Annotated in this window: 19 protein-coding genes and 4 tRNA genes; 8 read left to right on the forward strand and 15 right to left on the reverse strand. The window is 75.0% G+C overall.

What is annotated here, in order from left to right; translation table 11 throughout:
* Positions 1–39: 39 nt before the first annotated feature.
* The 8 genes from rpe to M3185_RS04430 all read right to left on the reverse strand — a co-directional run bounded on the left by rpe (position 40) and on the right by M3185_RS04430 (position 5,287).
* Positions 40–699 (reverse strand): ribulose-phosphate 3-epimerase, encoded by a 660-nt coding sequence (gene rpe, locus M3185_RS04395; protein ID WP_251332454.1) that lies wholly within the window; start codon positions 697–699, stop codon positions 40–42.
* A 33-nt stretch (positions 700–732) separates the two neighbouring features.
* Positions 733–2,322, reverse strand: a complete 1,590-nt coding sequence (locus M3185_RS04400; RefSeq protein ID WP_251332455.1) for an RsmB/NOP family class I SAM-dependent RNA methyltransferase — start codon at positions 2,320–2,322, stop codon at positions 733–735.
* Positions 2,319–3,242 carry a methionyl-tRNA formyltransferase gene (gene fmt, locus M3185_RS04405; RefSeq protein WP_251332456.1) on the reverse strand — a complete coding sequence of 308 codons (924 nt, stop codon included), beginning with the start codon at positions 3,240–3,242 and terminating at the stop codon, positions 2,319–2,321. The genes M3185_RS04400 and fmt overlap by 4 nt, the downstream gene beginning before the upstream one ends.
* 41 nt (positions 3,243–3,283) lie before the next feature.
* On the reverse strand, positions 3,284–3,868 hold the full coding sequence (gene def, locus M3185_RS04410; RefSeq protein WP_251332457.1) for a peptide deformylase: 585 nt from the start codon (positions 3,866–3,868) through the stop codon (positions 3,284–3,286).
* 65 nt (positions 3,869–3,933) lie between these two features.
* Positions 3,934–4,803 carry a cytochrome gene (locus M3185_RS04415; RefSeq protein WP_251332458.1) on the reverse strand — a complete coding sequence of 290 codons (870 nt, stop codon included), beginning with the start codon at positions 4,801–4,803 and terminating at the stop codon, positions 3,934–3,936.
* Positions 4,804–4,957: 154 nt separating this feature from the next.
* Positions 4,958–5,032: transfer RNA gene (locus M3185_RS04420), tRNA-Val, on the reverse strand.
* Between the two features lie 51 nt (positions 5,033–5,083).
* Positions 5,084–5,154, reverse strand: a tRNA-Cys gene (locus M3185_RS04425).
* Between the two features lie 60 nt (positions 5,155–5,214).
* Positions 5,215–5,287 (reverse strand) — tRNA-Gly (locus tag M3185_RS04430).
* 406 nt (positions 5,288–5,693) lie between these two features.
* Between M3185_RS04430 and M3185_RS04435 the strand changes: the two genes are divergently transcribed.
* Positions 5,694–5,765 (forward strand) — tRNA-Val (locus M3185_RS04435).
* A gap of 164 nt (positions 5,766–5,929) precedes the next feature.
* Here the strand turns inward: M3185_RS04435 and zapE are convergent.
* Positions 5,930–6,985, reverse strand: coding sequence for a cell division protein ZapE (zapE, locus tag M3185_RS04440; protein WP_251332459.1), 1,056 nt, complete (start codon positions 6,983–6,985; stop codon positions 5,930–5,932).
* 196 nt (positions 6,986–7,181) lie between these two features.
* Here zapE and M3185_RS04445 point away from each other — a divergent pair, with 196 nt between their 5' ends.
* The 3 genes from M3185_RS04445 to ybaK are packed head-to-tail and all read left to right on the forward strand — an operon-like array spanning position 7,182 to position 9,053.
* Positions 7,182–8,090 (forward strand): sulfurtransferase, encoded by a 909-nt coding sequence (locus tag M3185_RS04445; RefSeq protein WP_251332460.1) that lies wholly within the window; start codon positions 7,182–7,184, stop codon positions 8,088–8,090.
* Positions 8,087–8,542, forward strand: a complete 456-nt coding sequence (locus M3185_RS04450; RefSeq protein WP_251332461.1) for a SufE family protein — start codon at positions 8,087–8,089, stop codon at positions 8,540–8,542. Before M3185_RS04445 ends, M3185_RS04450 begins: the two co-directional genes overlap by 4 nt.
* A 19-nt stretch (positions 8,543–8,561) precedes the next feature.
* Positions 8,562–9,053, forward strand: coding sequence for a Cys-tRNA(Pro) deacylase (ybaK, locus tag M3185_RS04455; RefSeq protein ID WP_251332462.1), 492 nt, complete (start codon positions 8,562–8,564; stop codon positions 9,051–9,053).
* A 9-nt stretch (positions 9,054–9,062) separates the two neighbouring features.
* Here ybaK and M3185_RS04460 read toward each other — a convergent pair whose 3' ends face one another.
* A complete protein-coding gene (locus M3185_RS04460; RefSeq protein ID WP_251332463.1) occupies positions 9,063–10,367 on the reverse strand; it encodes an alpha/beta hydrolase family protein in 1,305 nt (434 codons plus the stop codon).
* A gap of 92 nt (positions 10,368–10,459) precedes the next feature.
* Here M3185_RS04460 and msrB point away from each other — a divergent pair, with 92 nt between their 5' ends.
* From msrB to M3185_RS04475, 3 genes are all read left to right on the forward strand, one after another.
* On the forward strand, positions 10,460–10,894 hold the full coding sequence (gene msrB, locus M3185_RS04465) for a peptide-methionine (R)-S-oxide reductase MsrB (RefSeq protein ID WP_251332464.1): 435 nt from the start codon (positions 10,460–10,462) through the stop codon (positions 10,892–10,894).
* 92 nt (positions 10,895–10,986) lie between these two features.
* The gene (locus tag M3185_RS04470) at positions 10,987–11,664 is read left to right on the forward strand and encodes a DUF3000 family protein (protein ID WP_251332465.1); all 678 of its coding nucleotides are present in this window, start codon (positions 10,987–10,989) and stop codon (positions 11,662–11,664) included.
* A 52-nt stretch (positions 11,665–11,716) separates the two neighbouring features.
* On the forward strand, positions 11,717–13,081 hold the full coding sequence (locus M3185_RS04475) for an HRDC domain-containing protein (RefSeq protein WP_285859438.1): 1,365 nt from the start codon (positions 11,717–11,719) through the stop codon (positions 13,079–13,081).
* Positions 13,082–13,113: 32 nt separating this feature from the next.
* On the opposite strand, the gene M3185_RS04480 is transcribed toward M3185_RS04475, so the two are convergent.
* Positions 13,114–13,584 (reverse strand): hypothetical protein, encoded by a 471-nt coding sequence (locus tag M3185_RS04480; protein ID WP_251332466.1) that lies wholly within the window; start codon positions 13,582–13,584, stop codon positions 13,114–13,116.
* Between the two features lie 249 nt (positions 13,585–13,833).
* Here M3185_RS04480 and M3185_RS04485 point away from each other — a divergent pair, with 249 nt between their 5' ends.
* The gene (locus tag M3185_RS04485; protein ID WP_251332467.1) at positions 13,834–14,271 is read left to right on the forward strand and encodes a Rieske (2Fe-2S) protein; all 438 of its coding nucleotides are present in this window, start codon (positions 13,834–13,836) and stop codon (positions 14,269–14,271) included.
* Between the two features lie 16 nt (positions 14,272–14,287).
* Here the strand turns inward: M3185_RS04485 and dxs are convergent, their stop codons facing one another.
* From dxs to M3185_RS04505, 4 genes are all read right to left on the reverse strand, one after another.
* Entirely contained in the window at positions 14,288–16,303 is a 2,016-nt protein-coding gene (dxs, locus tag M3185_RS04490; RefSeq protein WP_251332468.1) for a 1-deoxy-D-xylulose-5-phosphate synthase, read from the reverse strand.
* A 197-nt stretch (positions 16,304–16,500) separates the two neighbouring features.
* The gene (locus M3185_RS04495) at positions 16,501–19,329 is read right to left on the reverse strand and encodes an aconitate hydratase (protein ID WP_251332469.1); all 2,829 of its coding nucleotides are present in this window, start codon (positions 19,327–19,329) and stop codon (positions 16,501–16,503) included.
* A 155-nt stretch (positions 19,330–19,484) separates the two neighbouring features.
* Positions 19,485–20,882, reverse strand: a complete 1,398-nt coding sequence (locus M3185_RS04500; protein WP_251332470.1) for a class I SAM-dependent RNA methyltransferase — start codon at positions 20,880–20,882, stop codon at positions 19,485–19,487.
* Entirely contained in the window at positions 20,879–22,906 is a 2,028-nt protein-coding gene (locus M3185_RS04505) for an APC family permease (protein ID WP_251332471.1), read from the reverse strand. The genes M3185_RS04500 and M3185_RS04505 overlap by 4 nt, the downstream gene beginning before the upstream one ends.
* Positions 22,907–22,913 lie beyond the last annotated feature (7 nt).

Below are 22,913 nucleotides of genomic sequence, written 5' to 3' on the forward strand. Positions count from 1 at the left end.
ACAGCGCCGCGCGGCCGGGCGGCAGCGTCCCGGAGGGCCTCAGCCCTGGTGGGCGGCGGCGCGCAGCGCGGCGATGGCGGCCTCGGGGTCCCCGGCGCCGTAGACGGCCGAGCCGGCCACGAAGGTGTCGGCCCCCGCCTCCGCCGCGCGCACGATGGTCTCCGCGGTGATCCCGCCGTCCACCTGCAGCGCCACCCGGCCGCCGCCCGCGCGGATCGCCTCGGCGGCACGGCGGATCTTCGGCAGCGTCACGTCCAGGAACGCCTGCCCGCCGAAGCCCGGTTCGACGGTCATCACCAGCAGCATGTCCAGCTCCGGGAGCAGGTCGAGGTAGGGCTCCACCGGGGTCGCCGGGCGCAGGGCCAGCCCGGCGCGGGCCCCGTGGGCGCGCAGCTCGCGGGCGAGCCGCAGCGGGGCGCGGGCCGCCTCGGCGTGGAAGGTGACGGACTCGCAGCCGAGCTCGGCGTAGGCCGTGGCCCACCGGTCCGCGTCCTCGACCATCAGGTGGACGTCCAGCGGCACCGGGCTCACGGCGAGGACCCGCTCCACCACGGGCAGGCCCAGCGTGAGGTTGGGGACGAAGTGGTTGTCCATGACGTCCACGTGCACGGCGTCGGCGGTGGCGATCCGGCGCAGCTCGCCCTCGAGGTTGACGAAGTCGGCGGAGAGGATCGAGGGGTGGATGCAGGTGCGGGACACGGGGGCTCCTGAGGTGGCGGTCGAGTCGGGGCGTCAGTGCTTGCGCAGCAGGGCCAGGAACATGGCATCGGTGCCGTGGACGTGCGGCCACAGCTGGACGGTCGCGGGACCGGACGCGCCCTCCCAGGGGCGGGACGGGTCCCGGTCCCCGTCGAGCGCGCCGGGCAGGGCCGCGCCGCGGGCGGGGCCGAGCGCGTCGACGAGCTCGGCGTCGTCGCGCCCGGCGAGCACGTCCTGGACCACGGCCAGCGTCTCGGCGGCGTGCGGGGAGCAGGTCGCGTAAGCGACCAGCCCGCCGGGGCGCGTGACGTCCAGCGCGGCCCGGAGCAGCTCCCGCTGCAGCGGGCCCAGCTCGGCGAGGTCCCGGGGGGTGCGCCGCCAGCGGGACTCCGGGCGGCGGCGCAGCGCGCCGAGGCCGGTGCAGGGGGCGTCCACGAGCACCCGGTGGAAGCCCGCCTCCGCGGCGGGCCGGCCGCCGAGCAGCTCGGCGGCGTCCCGCCCGTCGCCGGTGCGCACCGTCCACGCCCGCCGGGGCACGGGGCGCAGGGCCTGGCGGACGAGCTCGGCCCGGTGCGGGGCGACCTCGTTGGCGGTCAGGTGGGCGCCGGACCCGGCGGCGAGCGCGGCGAGCAGCGCCGCCTTGCCGCCGGGTCCGGCGCACAGGTCGAGCCAGCGCTCGCCCGCGGTGTCCTGCTCCCCGGCCGCCACCAGTGCGCGGGCCACGAGCTGGGAGCCGGCGTCCTGGACGCGCACGCCGCCCCCGCGCACGGAGTCGAGCCGGTGCAGGTCCCCGCCGCTGCTCAGCGCGGAGCCGGGGACGAGCGGACCGGGCTCCGCCCCGGTCTCAAGGGCCTCGGCCAGCTCGCCCAGCCCGGGCAGGGCCACGAGGTTGACCACCGGCGCGGCGTTGTCCGCCGCCAGCAGGGCCTCGAGCTCGGCGGCGTCCCGCCCGTGGGCGGTCAGCGCCTGGCGCAGCGCGCGGACCTCCCAGGCCGGGTGGGCGTGGGCGAGGCCGAGGCGCGCGGCGTCGTCGGGGGCGTCGGCGGTCAGCTGCGCGACCCAGGCCGCGAGGTCCCTGGCCGCGACCTTGCGCAGCACCGCGTTGACGAGCCCGCCGGGTCCCGCGCCGATCTCGGCGCGGACGAGCCCGACCGTCTGGTCGAGGGCGGCGTGGTCGGGCACGCGCATGGCCAGCAGCTGGTGGACGCCCAGGCGCAGGGCGTCGAGGACCGCGCCGTCGAGGTCGGCCAGGGGCCGGTCGACGCAGCGGGCGAGCACGGCGTCGTACGTGCCCTGCCAGCGCAGCGCCCCGTAGGCGAGCTCGGTGGCGAACCCGGCGTCCCGCCGGTCCAGGCGGTGGGCGCGGATCAGCTTCGGCAGCACGAGGTTGCCGTAGGCGCCCTCCTCGGACACGGCCCGCAGGGTCTCGAAGGCGGCGAGCCGGGCGGGGTCCGCCCGTCGGGTGCGGCGCCCCGGCGCCGAGGAGGAGTAGGAGCGCTCCGCCTGCGCGCGCCGGTTGCGCTCGTGGCCCTTGGCGTTGCGGCGCGGGCCCTCCTGCCGGCGGTCGCGCTCGGGGCGCCCGCCCCGCCGCTCGCCGTGCTGCCGGTCGTTGCGCTCGCTCACTCGAAGACCACTCCTGTGTCGGTGTTCCGGCCGCGCGCCCACGCGGCGGCGTCCATCGTTCTCTTCCCGGCCGGCTGCACCCGGGTGAGCTCCACGGCGTAGGAGCCGGTGCCCACGAGCACCGCCCCGCCGCGCAGCACGCACTGCCCGGGGGCCAGGTCCCGGTGGTCCGGCCGGGCGAGGACCCGGTCCAGCTTGAACCGCTGCCCGTCGAGCACGGTCCACGCCCCCGGTTCCGGGGTCACCCCCCGCACGCGGTGGGCCACGGCCACGGCCGGGTCCGTCCACCGGACGCGGCCGTCCTCGCCCGTGAGCTTGGGGGCGAGGCTGACCTCGCCCTCCTGCGGGACCGGCCGGGCGGTGCCGTCGACGACGGCGCGCAGGGACTCCGCCAGCAGCGGGGACCCCGAGCGGGCGAGCCGGTCCAGGACCGTCCCGGCGGTGTCGTCGGGACGGACCTCGTCGGTCAGGGTGCCGAGCACCGGCCCGGTGTCGAGGCCGGCCTCGAGCAGGAAGGTGCTGGCCCCGACCACGGTGTCCCCCGCCATGAGGGCGCGCTGGACCGGGGCGGCGCCGCGCCACTGCGGCAGCAGCGAGAAGTGCAGGTTGATCCAGCCGTGGGGCACGGCGTCGAGCGCGGCCTGCGGGACGAGGGCGCCGTAGGCCACGACGGCGGCGACGTCGGCGCCCAGCCCGCGGATCCGCTCGGTCAGCTCCGCGTCCACGCGGTTGGCCCTGAGCACGGGCAGGCCCCGCCGCTCGGCCTCCTCCGCCACCGGCGAGGGCGTGAGCACCTTCCGGCGGCCCACGGGGGCGTCGGTGCGGGTGAGCACGGCCGCGATCTCGACGTCGGGGCGCTCGGCCAGGTGGACGAGGGGCGGCACGGCGACGGACGGCGTGCCGGCGTAGAGGATCTTCACGGCTCTCCTGGGAATCTTGCCGGACGGGCGGGGGGCGGGGGTCAGGCGCCGGACGGGGCGCCCGCCCCGAAGGACGAGCCGGCGCCGAAGGACGAGCCCACGCTCGTGGCGCGCCGGCCGGCCACCCCGCTGACGACCCCGTTGTAGTCGGCGGCGCGCAGGGCGCGCAGCGCCTCCCGGCGGGCCTCGCCCTCGAGCCGGTCGACGTAGAGGCGCCCGTCGAGGTGGTCGGTCTCGTGCTGCAGGCAGCGCGCGAGCAGCCCGGTGCCCTCCACGACCACCGGCGCGCCGTGCTGGTCGACCCCGGTGACGCGGGCCCAGTGGCGCCGCGGCGTCTCGAAGCCCAGCCCGGGCACGGACAGGCAGCCCTCCCCGCCCTCCTGCGGCTCCTCGCCCACCTCGAGCACGGGGTTGACCACGTGGCCCTCGGCGCCCTCCACGGCCCACGTGAACACGCGCAGGCTCACGCCCACCTGGGGCGCGGCCAAGCCCACGCCGCCGACGTCCAGCATCGTCTCGTGCATGTCCGCGACGAGGCGTCGCAGGGCGTCGTCGAACACGGAGACCTCCGCCGCGCGGGTGCGCAGGACGGGGTCCCCGATGGTGCGGATGGGCAGGATGGGCATGGTGGGACCTCGCTCTCGACCTCCCAAGTCTACGGTCCGCCCGGCGGGGGCGGGCACGCCGCGGGTCAGGCGGGCGGGGCCGGCGGGAGCTCCCCCAGCGGGGGCGGCGGCACGGGGCGCAGCGCGGGCCCGGCCGCGGCGAGGGCCGTCTCCTGCGTCCACACCCGGTGCAGGGCGCAGAACTTGTACCAGTGCGCCTCGAGCACGGCCGGCACGGCCTGGACGGGCACGACCTCCGTCTCCCCGATCGCGACGCCCAGCAGCAGGTCCGCGTTCCCGTAGGCCCACGGCTCCCAGCTGCCGGCCTCGGCGTCCACGAGGGACTCCTCGGCCTTGAGCCCGGCGACCAGCTGGGTGACGACCTTGGGGTCGAGGGGCTTGACCCGCCCGTCGCGGTCCGTGCCCTTGGTCTTGTAGTCGATCAGGCACACCTTGCCGGCGATCCGGGCCACGAGGTCGAGGGTGCCGGCGTAGCCGACCGTGGAGTTCCACACGGTGACCTCCACCGCGAGCGGCTCGGGGGCGTAGAGGTCCCACCACTCGTCGAAGCGGGAGGCGAAGCGCTCCTCGCCGTGCTCGGCGAGCGCGGCCCGCGCGTCGGCCGCCCGGTGGGGCCGGCCCAGCGCGCGCAGGGCGATCTGCTCGGCGTAGGTGTGCACGCGGTCCCCGCGGGCGGCGGCGTCGTCCCGGTGCCGCTCGGCGGCCTTCGCCGCGTCCCGGACCACGGCGCGCAGCTGCGCGGGCGAGCCGAGGGCCGCGCGCAGCCGCTCGTCCCGCACGGCCGCCTGCGCCGCGGAGTAGCCGTACCAGCCGTCCAGGTCGGTGGCCGCCCGCGAGAGGACCGTGGTGATGGAGGGCACCGTCGCCTGCTCCGAGGTGGACCTCGCGTACATCCGTCCGTACTCGGTCTGTTCCGCCAGCCTGGGCTGTGTCACGCTGCTCGCTGCCTCTCCGTGGGTCCGGGGTGCCGTCCCCGGTCCCCGGGGCGCTGGCCCGCACGCTACCGGCTCCCTCGGACAGGCGGCCGGCCGCCGCGGCGGAGCCCGGGCACGACGAAGGCCCCGGCTCGGTGAGCCGGGGCCTTCGTGCTGGTGCGCGATACTGGGATCGAACCAGTGACCTCTTCCGTGTCAGGGAAGCGCGCTACCGCTGCGCCAATCGCGCTTGACCGTTCGACCTCCGGGGAGGTCGGCAAGCGAGGTGGGGTGTGCACCGAGGTGGAGACGGGATTCGAACCCGCGTTGACGGCTTTGCAGGCCGCTGCCTAACCACTCGGCCACCCCACCGGGACCTGGTCCTCACGGACAGGGCCGTTGGTCACGACATCTACGATGTCGATCACTGCGAGCGGACGACGGGAGTCGAACCCGCGACATCCACCATGGCAAGGTGGTGCTCTACCAGCTGAGCTACGTCCGCATGTCTGTCGGCCGATCTCTCGATCTTCCGAGTTGGAACTCTATCACAGCCGTTTTCCCCGGCGTCTCCGCAGGGAGGGGGCGTGCGGCAGTCGACGGCCTCCTCGGTGCGGAGCGCCTCGCGGCCGCTCCGTCCCGCCGGAACCCGTCGGTGTTCCTGACAGGTGAAGACTGTACGGGAACGTTTTCGGAAACGCCAAATCGCCCGCCCGGCCCCTCCCGGCCCCGTCCGGCCGTGGCCGCGAGCCGGACGGGCAGGGGCCGCGGCCCCTGCCCGGGAACGCCCTTCTCACCCTCCCCGCCCCGTGGACGGCCGGCCCACGGGGCGCCCCGTGGAGCCCGTCCGGACCGTCCCGGCGGCGAATTGGCCCCCGGGGCGGATGTGGGTTATGGTTTTCGAGCAGTGAGCGCGATTGGCGCAGCGGTAGCGCGCTTCGTTCACACCGAAGAGGTCACTGGTTCGATCCCAGTATCGCGCACGAGCACCGAGAGGACCCCGGCTGACCAGCCGGGGTCCTCTTCTCGTTCCGGGCCCGGAGCCCGGGCCCCCACCACGACGACGGCCCCGCCGCCCACCGTGGGAGGGCGGCGGGGCCGCGGCGGGGTGGCGCCCCGGGGCGGGCAGCCGGGCGGGGCGCCGGGGTCAGGCGGCGGAGACGTCCCCGAGGATCCCCTCGCGGGCGAGGGCGGTCAGGCGCGAGACGGCGCGGAAGTACTTCTTCTGGTAGCCGCCGGCCATCATCTCGGCGGTGAAGACCTGGTCGAAGGGCCGGCCCGAGGCGATGATCGGGAGGTTCTTGTCGTAGAGCCGGTCCGCGAGCACCACGAAGCGCAGCGCCACGGCCTGCTGCTCGATGGTGTGCACGTCGCGCCACACCACGGCGTCGATCCCGTCGATGAGCTTGCGGTAGCGGGAGGGGTGCACGGTCGCGAGGTGCTCCACGAGGGCGGCGAAGTCGTCGGCGGCCACGACGCGGCCCGCGTAGCGCTCCTCGACGGCGCGCTCGAGCTCCTCCTCGGACAGCGGCGCGGGCGCCTGCGGCAGGCCGCGGTGGCGGAAGTCCTCGCCGTCGATGCGCTGGACCTCGAACTGGTCGGCGAGCACCTGGATCTCCCGCTGGAAGTCCTGGGCGGCGAAGCGGCCCTCCCCGAGGGAGCCCGGCAGGGTGTTGGACGTCGCCGCGATCCGCACCCCGGCGTCGGAGAGCTCCCGCATCAGCCGCGACATCAGCACCGTGTCCCCCGGGTCGTCGAGCTCGAACTCGTCGATGCACACCAGCTGGTAGGAGCTCAGCGCGTCCACCGCCTTGCGGAACGTCAGGGCGCCCACGAGGTTGGTGTACTCCACGAAGGTCCCGAACGCCTTGGGCCCGGGCACGGCGTGCCACAGGGAGGCCAGCAGGTGGGTCTTGCCCACGCCGAAGCCGCCGTCCAGGTAGATGCCGGTGCGCACGGCGGCCCCGCCGCCCCCGCCGAAGAGCTTCGCGAAGAAGCCGCCGCCGGAGCCGGTGCGGCCGACGGACTCCGCGAACGTCCGCAGCTTCTGCACGGCCTGCGCCTGGGAGGGCTGCTGGGGGTCGGGCCGGTAGGTGTCGAACGAGACCTCCCCGAAGCGCTCGGACGGCCGGAAGCCCGCCAGCAGTTCATCCGCCGACACGTTGGGCCGGCGGTCGGTGAGGTGTTCGATCTGGATGCTCACGGGGAACCTCTCTGTCCGCCGCGGCCGGCGGTTCGCTGGGCGTCCGTGCGCCGGCGGGCGCACGGAGGTGCTCCGGCGATTTTACCGGCTGGCTCCCCCGGGGCCGCGCCGGGACGTGATCGGCCCCGGCGCACTACGCTGGGGAGGAACCCGGCCCGCGAGGGCCCCACCCGCTCCCCACCCGGAAGGATCCCCCATGGGCGTTGCCGTGGAGAACAACGAAGAGTTCGCGCAGTACGCGCACCCCGAGCGACTGGTGTCCACCCAGTGGGTCGCCGAGCACCTGGCCGACCCGGGCGTCGTCGTCGTCGAGTCCGACGAGGACGTCCTGCTCTACGAGACCGGGCACGTCCCCGGCGCCGTGAAGATCGACTGGCACACCGACCTCAACCGCCCCGACACCCGCGACTACGTCGACGGCGCCGGGTTCGCCGAGCTGATGTCCCGCAAGGGCATCTCCCGCGACACCACGGTCGTCGTCTACGGCGACAAGTCCAACTGGTGGGCGGCCTACGCCCTGTGGGTCTTCGAGCTCTTCGGCCACCCGGACGTGCGGCTGATGAACGGCGGCCGGGACAAGTGGATCGCCGAGGGCCGCGAGCTGTCCACGGACAGGGTCGTGCCCGAGCGCGCCGACTACCCCGTGGTGGAGCGCGACGACTCCCGGGCCCGGGCGTACCAGGAGGACGTCCTCGCCCACCTGGGGCAGAACCCCCTGATCGACGTCCGCTCCCTGCCCGAGTACACCGGCGAGCGCACGCACATGGCCGAGTACCCGCAGGAGGGCACCCTGCGCGGCGGGCACATCCCCACGGCCGCGTCCGTGCCGTGGGCCCGGGCCGCAGCCGAGGACGCCCGGTTCCGCTCCCGCGAGGAGCTCGAGGCGATCTACCGCGACGAGGTCGGCCTCGCCGCGGACGACGACATCATCGCCTACTGCCGCATCGGCGAGCGCTCCTCCCACACCTGGTTCGTGCTGAAGTACCTGCTCGGCTACGACAAGGTGCGCAACTACGACGGGTCGTGGACGGAGTGGGGCAACTCCGTGCGCGTGCCCATCGTGCTGGGCGCGGAGCGCGGCGAGGTCCCCGGGAGCGCCCGGTGACCGCGGCGCTGCCCGCCCAGCTCGAGGAGCTGGTCGACGACTTCACCGCGGTCCCCCAGGAGGACAAGCTGCAGCTGCTGCTCGAGTTCTCCCGCTCCCTGCCGGCGCTGCCCTCCCGGCTGGGCGAGCACCCGGAGGAGCTGGAGCAGGTCGTGGAGTGCCAGTCGCCGCTGTTCCTGGCCGTCGAGTGGGACGAGGACGCCGAGCCCGGCCCGGACACCCCGGTGCGGCTGTTCTTCTCGGCCCCCGCCGAGGCCCCGACCACGCGCGGCTTCGCCTCGATCCTGCACGAGGGCCTCGACGGGCTGCCCGCGCAGCAGGTCCTCGAGATCCCCGACGACCTGCCGGAGCGCTTCGGGCTCACCCAGCTCGTCTCCCCGCTGCGGATGCGCGGGATGTCGGCGATGCTCGCCCGGATCAAGCGCCGGGTCCGCGAGCTGCAGGACGCCTGAGCGGCGCGGCGGCACCGGCGTGGCGAGGAGCTCGCGCCGCGCCGGCCCGACGGCGGCCGTCGCGGCGCTGGAGCGGGCCGGCGTGGCCTACGCCGTGCACGAGTACGACCACGACCCCGCGGCGGCGTCCTTCGGCCTGGAGGCCGCCGCCGCGCTGGGCCGGGACCCCGGGCAGGTGTTCAAGACGCTGATGGTGGTGCACGAGCGGGACTGGGCGGTCGCGGTGGTCCCCGTCTCCGCGCGGCTGTCCCTGCGGGCGGCGGCGGCCGCCCTGGGCTGGAAGCGGGCGGCCCTGGCCGAGCCCCGGCTCGCGGAGCGGCGCACCGGCTACGTGGTCGGCGGGATCTCCCCGCTGGCCCAGAAGGCGCCCTCGCCCACCCTGCTGGACGACTCGGCCGCCGCGTGGCCCACGGTCCTCGTCTCGGGCGGGCGGCGCGGGCTCGACGTCGAGCTCTCCCCCGCGGACCTGCTGCGGCTCACGGGCGGGCGCACGGCGGCGCTCCAGGCCTGAGCCGGGCCTTCAGGCCTGGGCCGGGGCGCTCGTGCGCGCGTGCTCCGCCAGCCGGGCCGGCAGCCAGCGCCGCACGGCGTCCTCCCACCGCCGCGGGTCCACGTTCCACTCCTTCGTGTGCCGGGCCCGGGCGAAGGGCACGAACTCCACCAGGCGGTTCTGCTCCGCGAGCAGCCGCGAGCTCTCGGCGGGGACGAACTCGTCGTCCACGGAGTGCAGGATCAGCGTGGGCGCGCGCAGGTGGTCGGAGCGGGAGAGCCAGTCCAGGGCCTTGAGGTCCACCGGCGCGGCCAGACCGGTGAGCATCCGGCCCGCCCGGTGCGAGATGAGGTTCGTGGCCAGCCGCCCGATCCCGGAGGGCACGCGCCGGGTGCGGGAGTGGTGGGCGATGAGCTCGAACCAGTCCACCACCGGGCCGGTGAGCACGAGGGCCGCGATGTCGTCCCGGTAGAAGGACAGGTCCGCCGTCTGCAGGGAGATCGCCCCGCCCATGGACCAGCCGAACAGCACGATCTGCGTGGCCCCCCGGGACTTGGCGTAGCTGATGGCCGTCTGCACGTCCTTCCACTCCGTGAAGCCCAGCCCGTAGCGGTTGTCGTGCGTGGGCGGGGCCTCCCGGTCGTTGCGGTAGGAGATCAGCAGCGACGTCAGCCCCAGCTCCCGCGCCACCGGCACGGCGCGCACGGTCTCCATCCGGTTCGCCCCGCGGCCGTGGACCATGATCGCCCAGGGCCCCGGCAGGACGCGGGGCCGCTCCCCCTCGGGGGTGGGCCCGCCCTCGGCCGGCACGACCCAGCACGGGGCCGGGCCGACCTCGATGGGGATCTCCACCTCCTCGAACGGCAGCCCCGCCGCCCCCGGGTCCGGGTAGACGGTGCCAGACCAGAAGCCGCGGGAGGCCGTGGACAGGTCCCCGGTGTAGACCTCCTCGACGACGCGGGTCACGGTGCCCTCCTGCGGGGACCAGGCGCGGATCGCCCCGATCCGGGCGTGCCCGCGGCCGGCGTCGAAGCGCAGGCTGTACGTCCCGGCGACGGTCGTGTCGACCGTCGCCGGCAGCTTCACGAGCGTCGCGGCGGACGGGTCGCCGGCCTCGCCCGTGCGGGCGAGGCCGAGGATCGGCAGGTCCTCGGAGCGGTACTTGGGCGGCACCACGACCTGGCGGGCGAAGTACGCGGCCGCCGCGCTCGAGAGCCCGAAGGTCAGCGAGGCGGCGCCCACGGTCACCGCGGCGCCCACCACGGCGCCGCGGGCCCACTGCGTGGCGGGCGCAGGGTCGGGGGCGGCGGGGGGCGGGAGGAGACGTCGGAGCATGCTCCCAGTCTTCCACGGGCGGCGGGCATAACCGGGCCCGACGCGTGGTTGTCCTTTCCGACCCGACTGCCGAGCTGACCACGGAGGAGACCATGACCGAGCCCACCCGGACCGGCGACCGACCCGACCCCGCCGCCCGCACCGAGGAGGACTGGCGCTCGATCCTGTCCCCCGAGGAGTACCACGTGCTGCGCGAGGCCGGCACGGAGCGGCCCTTCACCGGGGAGTACTGGGACACGGAGACCGAGGGCGTCTACGCGTGCCGCGCCTGCGGGGCGGAGCTGTTCCGCTCCGAGACCAAGTTCGACGCCCACTGCGGCTGGCCCTCCTTCTGGGCGCCGCTGGCGGAGGAGCGGGTCAGGTACATCAAGGACACGGCCCTGGGCATGGAGCGCGTCGAGGTGCGCTGCGCCGCGTGCGGGTCCCACCTGGGCCACGTCTTCGGCGGGGAGGGCTTCCCCACCCCGACCGACCTGCGGTACTGCATCAACTCGGTCTCAGTCCGCCTGGTGCCCGCCGAGTCGTGAGCCGCCCCGGTCCCCGCGCGGGAGCCTCGTCACATCCGGCCCGGCGGCGTGGCACGGCCCACACCCGCCCCGGGACGGCCTACCCTGCCAGTGTGAGCGCGGTGAACGACATGTCATGGGTGCCCCAGGACTTCCGGGCGACCCTCGCGCAGCTGCGCCGTTCCCACGCCCGGGAGGGGATCGAGCTCACGGAGATCCCCGCCCCCACGCACCTGGCCCCGTTCGCGCTCGCGGTGCGCGCCGACGTGCGCAGCCCGGCGGGCCTGCCCGGGGGGCCCGCCCCCCTCGCCGGTCCGGCCGGGGGGCGCCCGGGGGCCCCCGCCGGTCCGCTCGTGGCCGCGGGCCGGGCGCCCGCGGCGGCCCTGGACGAGCTGGCCACGGGCCGCTTCGTGCTCCTGCACGACCCCGCGGAGCCCCCCACGTGGGGCGGCGCCTTCCGCATCGTCACGTGGGCGCGGACCGCCGTGGAGCGGGAGGTCGGCTGCGACGACACGGCGGGCGCGATCGCCTGGACGTGGCTGCTCGAGGCCCTGGACCGGCACCGGGCCGGATATTCTCGGGAGGGCGGCACCGCCTCCCGCGTCCTCGCCGAGGGCTTCGGGGTCCTGGGCGACCAGGAGGAGGGGGCCGACGTCGAGCTGCGCGCCTCGTGGACGCCCGACGGCCCCGACGTGGAGCCGCACCTGGCGGCCTGGACGGACGCGCTGTGCACGTTCGCCGGGCTGCCCCCGTACCCGCAGGGCGTGACCGTGCTGCACCCGCGCCGCTGACCACCGAACCGACCGCGCCCCGCCGGGGCCGACACAGAATCGAAGACGCTCCTTGACCGACCCAGCCGACCGCCGATCCGCCACCGACGAGCCCGCGACCTCCGTGGTCGCCGGGTTCGAGGAGTACGAGATCCCCGACAGCGTCCACCTCTCGGCGCCGTTCGACGGCGTCCCGCCCGTCATCGACACCCCGGTCGGCCTGGAGCGGGCCGCCGCCGCCGTGGCCGAGGGCACGGGCCCGGCCGCGATCGACACCGAGCGGGCGTCCGGCTTCCGGTACGGCCAGCGCGCGTTCCTCGTGCAGCTGCGCCGCGAGGGCGTGGGCACCGTGCTCGTCGACCCGGAGGCCACGGGCTCCCTCGCCGTGCTGGGCGAGGCGCTGTCCGGGGTCGAGTGGGTCCTGCACGCGGCCACGCAGGACCTCCCCTCCCTGCGGGCCCTCGGCATGCACCCGGACGCCCTGTTCGACACCGAGCTGGGCGGGCGGATCGCCGGCCTCCGGCGCGTGGGGCTGGCCGCGGAGACCGAGGAGCTGCTCGGCTACACGCTCGCCAAGGAGCACTCCGCCGTGGACTGGTCCCGGCGCCCGCTGCCGAAGGACTGGCTCAACTACGCGGCCCTCGACGTCGAGATGCTCATCCCGCTGCGCTGGGCCCTGGAGGAGCTGCTGCGGGAGAAGGGCAAGCTCGAGTGGGCGCTGCAGGAGTTCGAGGCGGTGCGCACCGCCCCGCCCGCCCCGCCGCGGAAGGACCCGTGGCGCAAGACCTCCGGGATCAACAAGGTCAAGGGCCGCCGGCAGCTCACGGCCCTGCGCAACCTGTGGGAGGAGCGGGAGCGCCTGGCCCAGCATAAGGACCTCTCCCCCGGGCGCCTGCTGCCGGACGCGGCGCTCGTGGCGGCGGCGTCCGCCATGCCGCGGACCGTGCCGCAGCTGCTCGCCACCCCCGCCTTCCACGGGCGGCTGGCGGCCCGGGAGGCCCCCCGGTGGCTGCGGGCGATCGCCGACGCGCGCCAGGCCACGGAGCTCGTGCCGTTCACCGTGAAGTCGGACGCCCTGCCGCCCGTGAAGGCGTGGGAGGCCAAGCGTCCCGAGGCCGCCGAGCGGCTGAAGGCCCTCAAGCCCGTCGTCACGGAGCTGGCGGAGGAGCACGAGATGCCCACGGAGAACCTGCTGACCCCCGAGCACCTGCGGCGCTTCTGCTGGCAGCCGCCCAAGAGCACGACCGACCAGGCCGTGGGCGACCGGCTGCGGACGCTGGGGGCCCGCGCGTGGCAGGTCGAGCTGACCGCGCCCGTCATCGGGGCGACCTGGCGGGAGCTGCGCGCCCGCCGGCGCGCCGAGCGCCAGGCCGAGCTCGCCGGGTCCCCGGCCGGGGCGCCGGACGCCCCCGGGGACGAGGACGCCCCGGCGGCGTGAGCCGCCCGGTGCCCGCACCGCGCGGACCTGCGTCAGCGCGGGGTGTCGCCGGGGGCCGGGAACGGCGCGGCGGGATCCGTGGTGGGCTCCGGGGTGACCGGCTTCGCGGTCTCCAGGTCGGCGAAGTCGCTGGACGCGGTCCCGGAGGTCGTGGTGCCCGGCGTCGTGGTGCCGGAGGTCGTGGCCGCCGTCCCCGGGGAGGCGGTCCCGGAGGACTCCGCCGAGGAGCCGGAGACCTTCTCCTTGACCGTGGAGGACGCGTCGGAGGCCTTGGCCCCCACGGTGCCGGCGGCCTTCTTGGCGCTGTCGGCGAGCTTGCCGCCGACCACGGGGACCTCGGCCCGGACCCAGTCGGTCCCGCCGGAGACCTTCTCCTGGACCTTCGGGTCCTGCCACGTCCTGAGGGCGTTCTGCTTGAGGGTCTCGTAGCTCTTGCGGCCCGAGGCCGAGCCGACGACGAAGCCGGCCCCGAACCCGGTGACGAAGATGAGGCGCTTGAGCATGCTGGTGTCCTTCCGTCCGTCCGGGCGGTGGGGCCCGGAGCGCGTGGTGGAGCCGGTCGTGCGCGGTTCGGCCCGCTGGGTGCTGTCATCGTCATCCTACTGAGGAACGCGCCCCGCCCGACAGCGTCCCGGCGCGGCTCCGCTGTCAGCGATCACCCGGGCCCGCTGTGTGACGGCCCCGTCCGGGGGCCCGGGCCCGGGCCCCTAGACTGGCGGCAGACCCCGTCCGTCGTCGTCGAGAGGACCACCGTGACCGCACCCGAGCCCGACCACCCCGTTCCCTGCGGCCCGCGGCGACGCTCCGTCCTGGGGGCGGCCGGGCTGGCGGCCGGCGCGGCCGCGGCCCTGACCGCGTGCGGCAGCAGCGACGAGGCACCGGCGGCGGGGCCGGGCTCGCCGGTGGACCTGGGCCCCGTCGAGGACCTGCCCGTGGGCTCGGCCGTGAAGGTCGACCGGGACGGGGTGCAGGCGGTCGTCGGGCGCCCGGCGCCGGACACGGTCGTGGCGTTCTCCCCCGTCTGCCCCCACCAGGGGTGCATGGTGGCGCCCCGGGAGAAGCGCTACGTCTGCCCGTGCCACGCCTCGGAGTTCGACCTCACCACGGGCGACGTCGTCAGCGGCCCCGCCCGCAGCGGGCTCGAGCCCTATCCCGTGGCCGTCACCGGCGGGCGGATCGTCCTGGGCTGAGGCCCCGGCGGGGCGCTCAGCGCCTGCGCAGGCGGGGCAGCGGCGCGCCGTCGTCGTCGCCGCGGACCGCGTCCGGCTCGATCGGTCGGGCGTAGGGCACCCGGGTGCCCAGCACGGACGCCAGCGTGTCCTGGGCCACCCGCTGGGCGGTGAGGCCCACGCGCTCCAGGACCTGGGAGCGGGAGCCGTGGGCGAGGAACCGCGTGGGCAGGCCGACCTCGTTCAGGGCGGTGTCCACCCCGGCGGCGCGCATCTCCTGCCGGATGCGGGAGCCGATGCCCCCGGCGCGCACCCCGTCCTCGACGACCACGACAATCCGGTGCTCGGCCGCGAGCTCGATCACCGAGCGCGGCACGGGCAGCACCCAGCGGGGGTCGACGACGGTCGAGGACACCCCGTGCGCCTCGAGCCGGTCGGCGACGTCGAGGGCGAGCCCGCTCATCGCCCCGACGGACACGAGCAGCACGTCGCGGCGGGCGCCCTCGCCGCCGCCCTCCCCGCCCCGGCGGGCGAGCACGTCCACCCCGTCGACCAGCCGGTCCAGGGCGGGCACCGGGGCGCCCACGGAGCCCTTGGGGTAGCGGATGACGGTGGGGGCGTCGTCGACGGCCACCGCCTCCCGCAGCTCCTCCACGAGGGTCGGCTCGTCGCGCGGGGCGGCCAGGTGCAGGCCGGGCACGATCTGGAGCAGCGCGAGGTCCCACATGCCGTGGTGGCTGGGCCCGTCCGGCCCGGTGACGCCGGCGCGGTCCAGGACCACCGTGACGCCGGCCCGGTGCAGAGCCACGTCCATGAGCAGCTGGTCGAAGCCCCGGTTGAGGAACGTGGCGTAGAGGGCCACCACGGGGTGCAGCCCCCCGTAGGCCATGCCCGCGGCCATCGCGATGGCGTGCTGCTCGGCGATGCCCACGTCCACCACCCGGTCGGGGTGGGCGGCCTGCATCTTCTGCAGCCCCACGGGGATGAGCATGGCGCCCGTGACGCCCACGACGTCCTCGCGCTCGTCGGCGATGCGCGCGATCTCGTCGCGGAACACGGACGTCCAGCTGCGCTCGGAGCTGGTGGCGGTGGAGCGTCCTGTGAGGGGGTCGATGACGCCGACCGCGTGGAACTGGTCGTCCTCGTGGGCGATGGCCGGCGGGTAGCCGTGCCCCTTCTCCGTGATGGCGTGCACGATGACGGGCCCGCCGAAGTTCCTGGCGTTGGTGAGGGCCTGCTCGACGGCCTCGAGGTCGTGCCCGTCCACCGGGCCGACGTACTTCATCCCGAGGTCCTCGAAGATGCCCTGCGGGACCACGACGTCCTTGATGCCCTGCTTCATCCCGTGCAGGCCGCGGTAGACCATCCCGCCGAGGGGCCCGGAGTGCCTGAGCAGGTTCTTGACCGACTCGAGCGTCTGCTCGTAGCGGCGGTCGGTGCGCACGGCGTCGACGCCCTGCTGGACGCTGGCCTGCAGCTCGGCGAGGCGGTTGGCGAAGCCGCCGACCGTGGGGGCGTAGGAGCGGCCGTTGTCGTTGACGACGATGACGACCTTGCGGTGCCGGTCGGAGGCGATGTTGTTGATGGCCTCCCAGGCCATCCCGCCCGTGAGCGCGCCGTCGCCGACCACGACGACGGCGTGCCGGTCCGCCTGCCCCGTCATGGCGTAGCCGCGGGAGATGCCGTCGGCCCAGGACAGGGACGACGAGGCGTGGGAGGACTCCACGATGTCGTGCACGGACTCGGCGCGGTCGGGATAGCCGGCCAGGCCGCCCTGCTGGCGCAGCGTCGCGAAGTCCTTGCGCCCGGTGAGCAGCTTGTGCACGTAGGACTGGTGGCCGGTGTCGAAGACGATGGCGTCCCGGGGCGAGTCGAAGACCCGGTGCACCGCCATGGTCAGCTCCACGACCCCGAGGTTGGGTCCCAGGTGCCCGCCGGTGGCGGAGACGTGGGTGACGAGGAAGTCGCGGATCTCGGCCGCGAGCTCGCCCAGCTCGGCGCGGCTCAGCCCCGCGAGGTCCTCCGGGCCGGACACCCGCTCCAGCACGCTCATGCTTCCTCCCGTGGTCCTCGGCGTCGTGGTCGGCGGCACCGGATCCGGGATCACCGGGCCGGCACGTCCTCACGATCCTACTCGCTCGCCCCGACGGGCCGGTGCGGGCCGCGGGGCCCCGAGAGCGCCGGAGGGCCCGGTCCTCGCGGACCGGGCCCTCCGTTCGCCGCCGCCCGCCCGGGTGGGCGGGACGGGGATCAGGACTTGGCGATGTTCCTGAGCACGTACTGCAGGATGCCGCCGTTGCGGTAGTAGTCCGCCTCGCCCGGCGTGTCGATGCGCAGCACGGCGTCGAACTCGACGGTGGAGCCGTCCTCCTTGCGGGCGGAGACCTTCAGCGTCCCGGGGGTGGTGCCCTCGTTGAGCGCGGTCACGCCCTGGACGTCGAAGACCTCGGTGCCGTCCAGGCCGAGGGAGCCCGCGGACTCCCCGGCCGGGAACTGCAGCGGCAGCACGCCCATGCCGATGAGGTTGGAGCGGTGGATGCGCTCGTAGCTCTCGGCGATGACGGCCTTGACGCCCAGCAGGGAGGTGCCCTTCGCGGCCCAGTCGCGCGAGGACCCGGAGCCGTACTCCTTGCCGCCCAGCACGACCAGCGGGACGCCGGCCTCCTTGTAGTTCATCGCGGCGTCGTAGACGGCGGCCTGCGGGCCGCCCTCCTGGGTGAAGTCGCGGGTGAAGCCGCCCTCGACCCCGTCCAGGAGCTGGTTCTTGATCCGGATGTTGGCGAAGGTGCCGCGGATCATGACCTCGTGGTTGCCGCGGCGGGAGCCGTAGGAGTTGAAGTCCTTGCGCTCCACGCCGTTCTCGATGAGGTACTTGCCCGCCGGGGTGTCGGACTTGAAGGAGCCCGCCGGGGAGATGTGGTCGGTGGTGACCGAGTCGCCCAGCTTGAGCAGCACGCGGGCGCCCGTGATGTCCTCCACCGGGGTGGTCTCCATCGTCATGCCCTCGAAGTACGGTGGCTTGCGCACGTAGGTGGACGCCTGGTCCCACTCGAAGGTCTTGCCGGTCGGGGTGTCCAGGGTCTGCCAGCGCTCGTCGCCGTCGAAGATGGTGCCGTACTCGCGGGTGAACATCTCCGTGTCGATGGACGCGTCGATGATCTTCTGGACCTCGACCGGGTCCGGCCAGATGTCCTTGAGGTACACGTCGTTGCCCTCCGAGTCCTGGCCCAGGGGCTCGTTCTCGAAGTCGAAGTCCATGTTCCCGGCCAGGGCGTAGGCGATGACCAGCGGCGGGGACGCCAGGTAGTTCATCTTCACGTCCGGGTTGATCCGGCCCTCGAAGTTGCGGTTGCCCGAGAGCACCGAGGTCACGGCCAGGTCGTTGTCCTGGATGGCCTGGGAGATCTCCTCCTCCAGCGGGCCGGAGTTGCCGATGCAGGTCGCGCAGCCGTAGCCGACGATGTAGAAGCCGAGCTCCTCGAGCGCCGGCACCAGGCCGGACTTCTCGTAGTAGTCGGTGACGACCTTCGAGCCCGGGGCGATCGAGGTCTTGACCCACGGCTTCGCCTTGAGCCCCTTCTCGACGGCGTTGCGGGCCAGCACGGCCGCGGCCATCATCACCGACGGGTTGGAGGTGTTGGTGCACGAGGTGATCGAGGCGATCGACACGGCGCCGTGGTCCAGCTCGAACTCGCGCCCGTCGGGCATGCTCACGGGGACCAGCTTCGTGGGGCGCCCGGTCTCGGCGTGGGCGTGGTGCTCGCGCGGCTCGTCGTTCTTGGACTGGGCGTGCTCCGGCATGTAGGCCGGGGCGTCGGAGGCCGGGAACGACTGGGCGGAGGCCTCGTCGGCGGAGTTGCCGGCGGTGACGTCCTCGTCCACGTGCGTGGCGTAGTTCAGGAGGTCCTCCTGGAACTGCGCCTTGGCCTCCGTGAGGGAGATGCGGTCCTGCGGGCGCTTCGGGCCGGAGATCGAGGGGACCACGGTGGAGAGGTCCAGCTCGAGGTACTCCGAGAAGGTGATCTCCTTCGCCGGGTCGTGCCACATGCCCTGCTCCCTGACGTACGCCTCGACGAGCGCGAGCTGCTCCTCGGAGCGCCCGGTCAGGCGCAGGTAGTCCATGGTGACGTCGTCGATCGGGAAGATCGCGGCGGTCGAGCCGAACTCGGGGCTCATGTTGCCGATGGTCGCGCGGTTGGCCAGCGGCACCGCCCCGACGCCCTCGCCGTAGAACTCGACGAACTTGCCGACCACGCCGTGCTGGCGCAGCATCTCGGTGATCGTCAGCACGACGTCGGTCGCGGTGGCGCCCGCCGGGATCTCGCCGGTGAGCTTGAAGCCCACGACGCGCGGGATGAGCATGGAGATCGGCTGGCCGAGCATCGCGGCCTCCGCCTCGATGCCGCCCACGCCCCAGCCCAGCACGCCGAGGCCGTTCTCCATGGTGGTGTGGGAGTCGGTGCCCACGCAGGTGTCCGGGTAGGCGCGCAGCGTGCCGTCGACCTCGCGGGTCATCACCACGCGGGCGAGGTTCTCGATGTTCACCTGGTGGACGATGCCCATGCCCGGCGGGACGACCTTGAAGTCGTCGAACGCGGTCTGGCCCCAGCGCAGGAACTGGTAGCGCTCGCCGTTGCGCTGGTACTCGATGTCCATGTTGCGCTCGATCGACTCGTGGCTGCCGAACGAGTCGATCTGCACGGAGTGGTCGATCACGAGCTCGGCCGGGGCCAGCGGGTTCACGCGGGCGGGGTCGCCGCCGAGGTCGGCGATGGCCTCGCGCATGGTCGCCAGGTCGACGATGCAGGGCACGCCGGTGAAGTCCTGCATGATGACGCGGCCGGGGGTGAACTGGATCTCGATGCTGGGCTCGGCGCTCGCGTCCCAGTTCGCCAGGGCGTTGATGTGCTCGGAGGTGATGTTGGCGCCGTCCTCGGTGCGCAACAGGTTCTCGAGCAGAACCTTGAGGCTGAACGGGAGCTTCTGGGCCCCCTCCAGCGCGTTCAGTCGGAAAATCTCGTACTCGGTGCCGTTGACGTCGAGGACGCCCTTGGCTCCGAAGCTGTCCACCGTGCTCATATGCGTGGAACTCCTTCTCGCCACCGTCTGGGAAACGTTCGCTCGAGGAGCCGGGATGCCCGGTGTTCCTCCGCGAACAGTCACCTGTCAGTGTAGCCCGTGCGGAGGGCCCGGCCTCGGCGGGTCCCGCCGGGGCCGACACACGGCGCTGCCGGTCAGGGCTCCAGGACGGCGAGGGTCTCCACGTGGTGGGTGTTCGGGTACATGTCGAAGGCCCGCACGGAGCGCACGCGCCATCCCGCCCGGCGGAAGCGGCCCAGGTCCCGCGCCAGCGTCGCGGGGTCGCAGGCGAGGTACGCGACCCGGCGCGGGGCCAGGGCCACGAGCTGGTCCACGACGGTGCGCCCGGCCCCGGCCCGGGGCGGGTCCAGGAGCACGACGTCGGGGCGCGCCGGGCCGCGGCCCCGGGCAGGCCGGCGCCGGCCGCGCGGGGCGGGGCCGGCCTCCGGCCAGAGCCGGCCGAGGACCTTCTCCACGCTGCCGCGCTCGACGCGCACCTGCGGGCGGTCGGCGAAGGTGCGCCGGGCGTCGGCGCTGGTGACCGGGGAGCCCTCGACGGCCACGACCGTCCCGTCCCCGCCCACGGCGTCGGCGAGCGCGGCGGTGAACAGGCCCGCCCCCGCGTAGAGGTCCAGGGCGTGCTCCCCGGGGCGGGCGGCCGCGGCGTCGGGCACCGCCCGGTGCAGCAGCCCGGGGGCGCAGCGGTGGATCTGCCAGAAGCCCTCGGCGGAGACCTCCCAGCGGTACGGGCCCGCGTGCTCGACGACGGACGGGCGTCCCGCCCACGTCTCGGGCTCCCGGGCCCCGGCGGCCCGGGCGGTGACGGAGACGTCCCGGCCGGCGGCGAGCCGCCCCAGCTCCCGCCGCAGCCGACCGCCGTCCGCCTCCGGGGCGAGCGTGAGGTGCACCAGCGGGGCCCCGCCGTCGGCGGGGGCGGCGACGTCGACGCGCTCCGCGCCGCGCAGGTCCAGCTCCGCGAGCCGGAGCCCGTCGATGGCGGGGAGCACGAGCGGGAAGCCGTTCACGGGCACGATCTCGGCGCTGCGGTGCGGGTGCATCCCGATCCGTCCCGCCGCGTCCACCGCGAAGTGCGCGCGCGTGCGCCAGCCGAGCCCCCGGGGGTCCTCCCCCGGCATGGCCTCGACGACCACCTCGTGCTCGAGGCCGGCCAGCCGGGAGAGCTGCTCCGCGACGACGGCGGCCTTGAGCTGCCGCTGGGCGGGCAGCTCGGCGTGGCCGAGCTCGGCCCCGCCCACGGGGGCCCGCCCCCGGGCCCACGTCACGAGGGGGTCGGCGAGCTCCCACGCGTGGCGCTCGCGCCGGTGCGGGTCGGCCTGGAGGACGTCCACGACGTCGCCCCGCCAGAACCGGGCCTCCGGTGCGGCCTCGGTGAGCCGCACGCGCACGCGCTCGCCGGGCAGGCCGTGGCGGACGAAGACCACCCGGCCCTCGGCGGTGCGCGCGACGGTGTGCCCGCCGTGGGCGATGGGCCCGAGCCGCAGCTCGAGCTCGGCGGGGGCCGCGGGGGCGGCGGGGTCGGTGGCAGGGCTCACGGGCGGAACGCTTTCTCGTCGGGACCGGCGGGCCGGTCGGCGGGGGCGGTGGCGGACTCGGGGCCCACGTCCCGGCCCGCGGCGGTGGACAGGTGCCAGGGCACGGAGGCGGTCATGACCCCGCGCTCCTGGTGCAGCCGGGCCCGCAGGGGCCGGATCGCCTGGTTGTGCAGCAGCCGCTCCCAACGCCGGTGCACGACGTACTCGGGCAGGTAGACGACGACGAGGTCCCGCGGGGACTTCCGGCGCACCCCCCGGACGTGGTCCACGAGGGGGCCGATCGTGTCGCGGTACGGGGAGTTGAGCACGGTGACGGGCACGGGGATCTCCAGGCGCTGCCACTCGGCGAGGATCCGCTGGGTCGCGGCGGCGTTCGTGTCCACCACGACCGCCTCCAGGGTCGAGGGCCGGGACGCCCGGGCGTAGGCGAGGGCGCGCATGAGGGGCTTGCGCACGGAGGAGACGTAGATGATGGCGTGCACGCGCGAGGGCAGGGCCCGCACCGGGGAGTCGGGCTCGAGGGCGAGCTCGGCGTCCACGGCGTCGTAGTGGCGGCGGATCCCCCACATCACCGCGCCCAGCGCGGCGAGGGCCACGATGGTGATCCACGCGCCCTGGGTCAGCTTGGTGACGAGCACGACCACGAGCACGGCGGCGCACTGGACGAACGCCACGAGCGCCACCGCCCGGCGCACGAGCAGCTCGCGCCGGTCGCCGTGGTGGCGGCGCAGCCGGCCGACCCGCGCCCAGTGCCGGAGCATCCCGGCCTGGGTGAGCGTGAACGAGACGAACACGCCCACGATGTAGAGCTGGATGAGCCGGTTGACGTTGGCCCCGAACGCCACGGTGAGGACCACGGCCACGAGCAGCAGCAGGACGATGCCGTTGGTGAAGGCGTAGCGGTCCCCGCGGGCCTGCAGCTGCCGGGGCAGGAAGGCGTCGCGGGCGAGCCGGGAGGCCAGCGTGGGGAAGCCAGAGAACGCCGTGTTGGCGGCCAGCACGAGCACCCCCACGGTGGCGGCCACGAGCACGAAGAACCACAGGGACTCCGGCCCGAAGACGGTGCGGGCGAGCTGGCCCAGGACGGGGTCCTGGAAGAAGTCGGGAGCGGGGTGGCGGCCGTCGATGAGCAGCTGCTCGGCCGGGTCCCCCACCACCACGACGCCCGCGCGGTCGGCGAGGTACATCACCCCGGCCAGCAGCGCGGCCGCGAGCGCGCCGAGCAGCCCGAGCGTGGCCGCGGCGTTGACGGCGCGGGGCTTGCGGAAGTAGGGGACGGAGTTCGTGATGGTCTCGACCCCCGTGAGCGCCACGGCGCCCGAGGAGAAGGCGCGCAGCACCAGCAGCGCCCCGGCCAGCCCGGCGAGGCCGGCGTCGAAGCCGGCCGCGGGCAGCACCTCGTACGCGGCGCTGGGGGCGGTGCCGAGGCTGCCCGCGAGGTCCCGGCCCACGCCGACGAGGATGAGGGCCGTGAGCACGGCCAGGAAGAAGTAGGTGGGCACGGCCGCGGCCCGGCCCATGAACGCCAGCCCGCGCAGGTTCAGCAGGCCCACGAGCAGGATCCCCCCGACGGCCAGCTCGACCCGCCGGTCGGCGAGGGCCGGCAGCGCGGCGGTGACGTACTGGGCGGCCGTGGCCATGGACACGGCGACGACGAGGACGTAGTCGGCCATCAGCGCCGCCCCCACGCCCACCCCGGCGGCGCGGCCCAGGTTCTTGGAGACGATCTCGTAGTCGCCCCCGCCGGAGGGGTAGGCGCGCACGTTCTGCCGGTACGCGGTGATCACCACGGCGAGCACCACGAGCACGGCCAGGCCGACCAGCGGGGAGACCGCGACCGCCGTCGTGCCCGCCAGGGCGAGGGTGAGGATGATCTCGTCCGGGGCGTAGGCCACCGACGAGAGGGCGTCGGCCGAGAAGACCGGCAGGGCCGTGCGCTTGGGCAGCACGGCGTCGCCAAGACGCTCGTTGTGGATGGGCTTGCCGACGAGTGCACGCCTGAGCGCCCGGGGAATGCTCTGCACGGCTCCC

Origin of the sequence: Kocuria rosea (assembly GCF_023715525.1) — a bacterium.
GTDB lineage: Bacteria > Actinomycetota > Actinomycetes > Actinomycetales > Micrococcaceae > Kocuria > Kocuria rosea_A.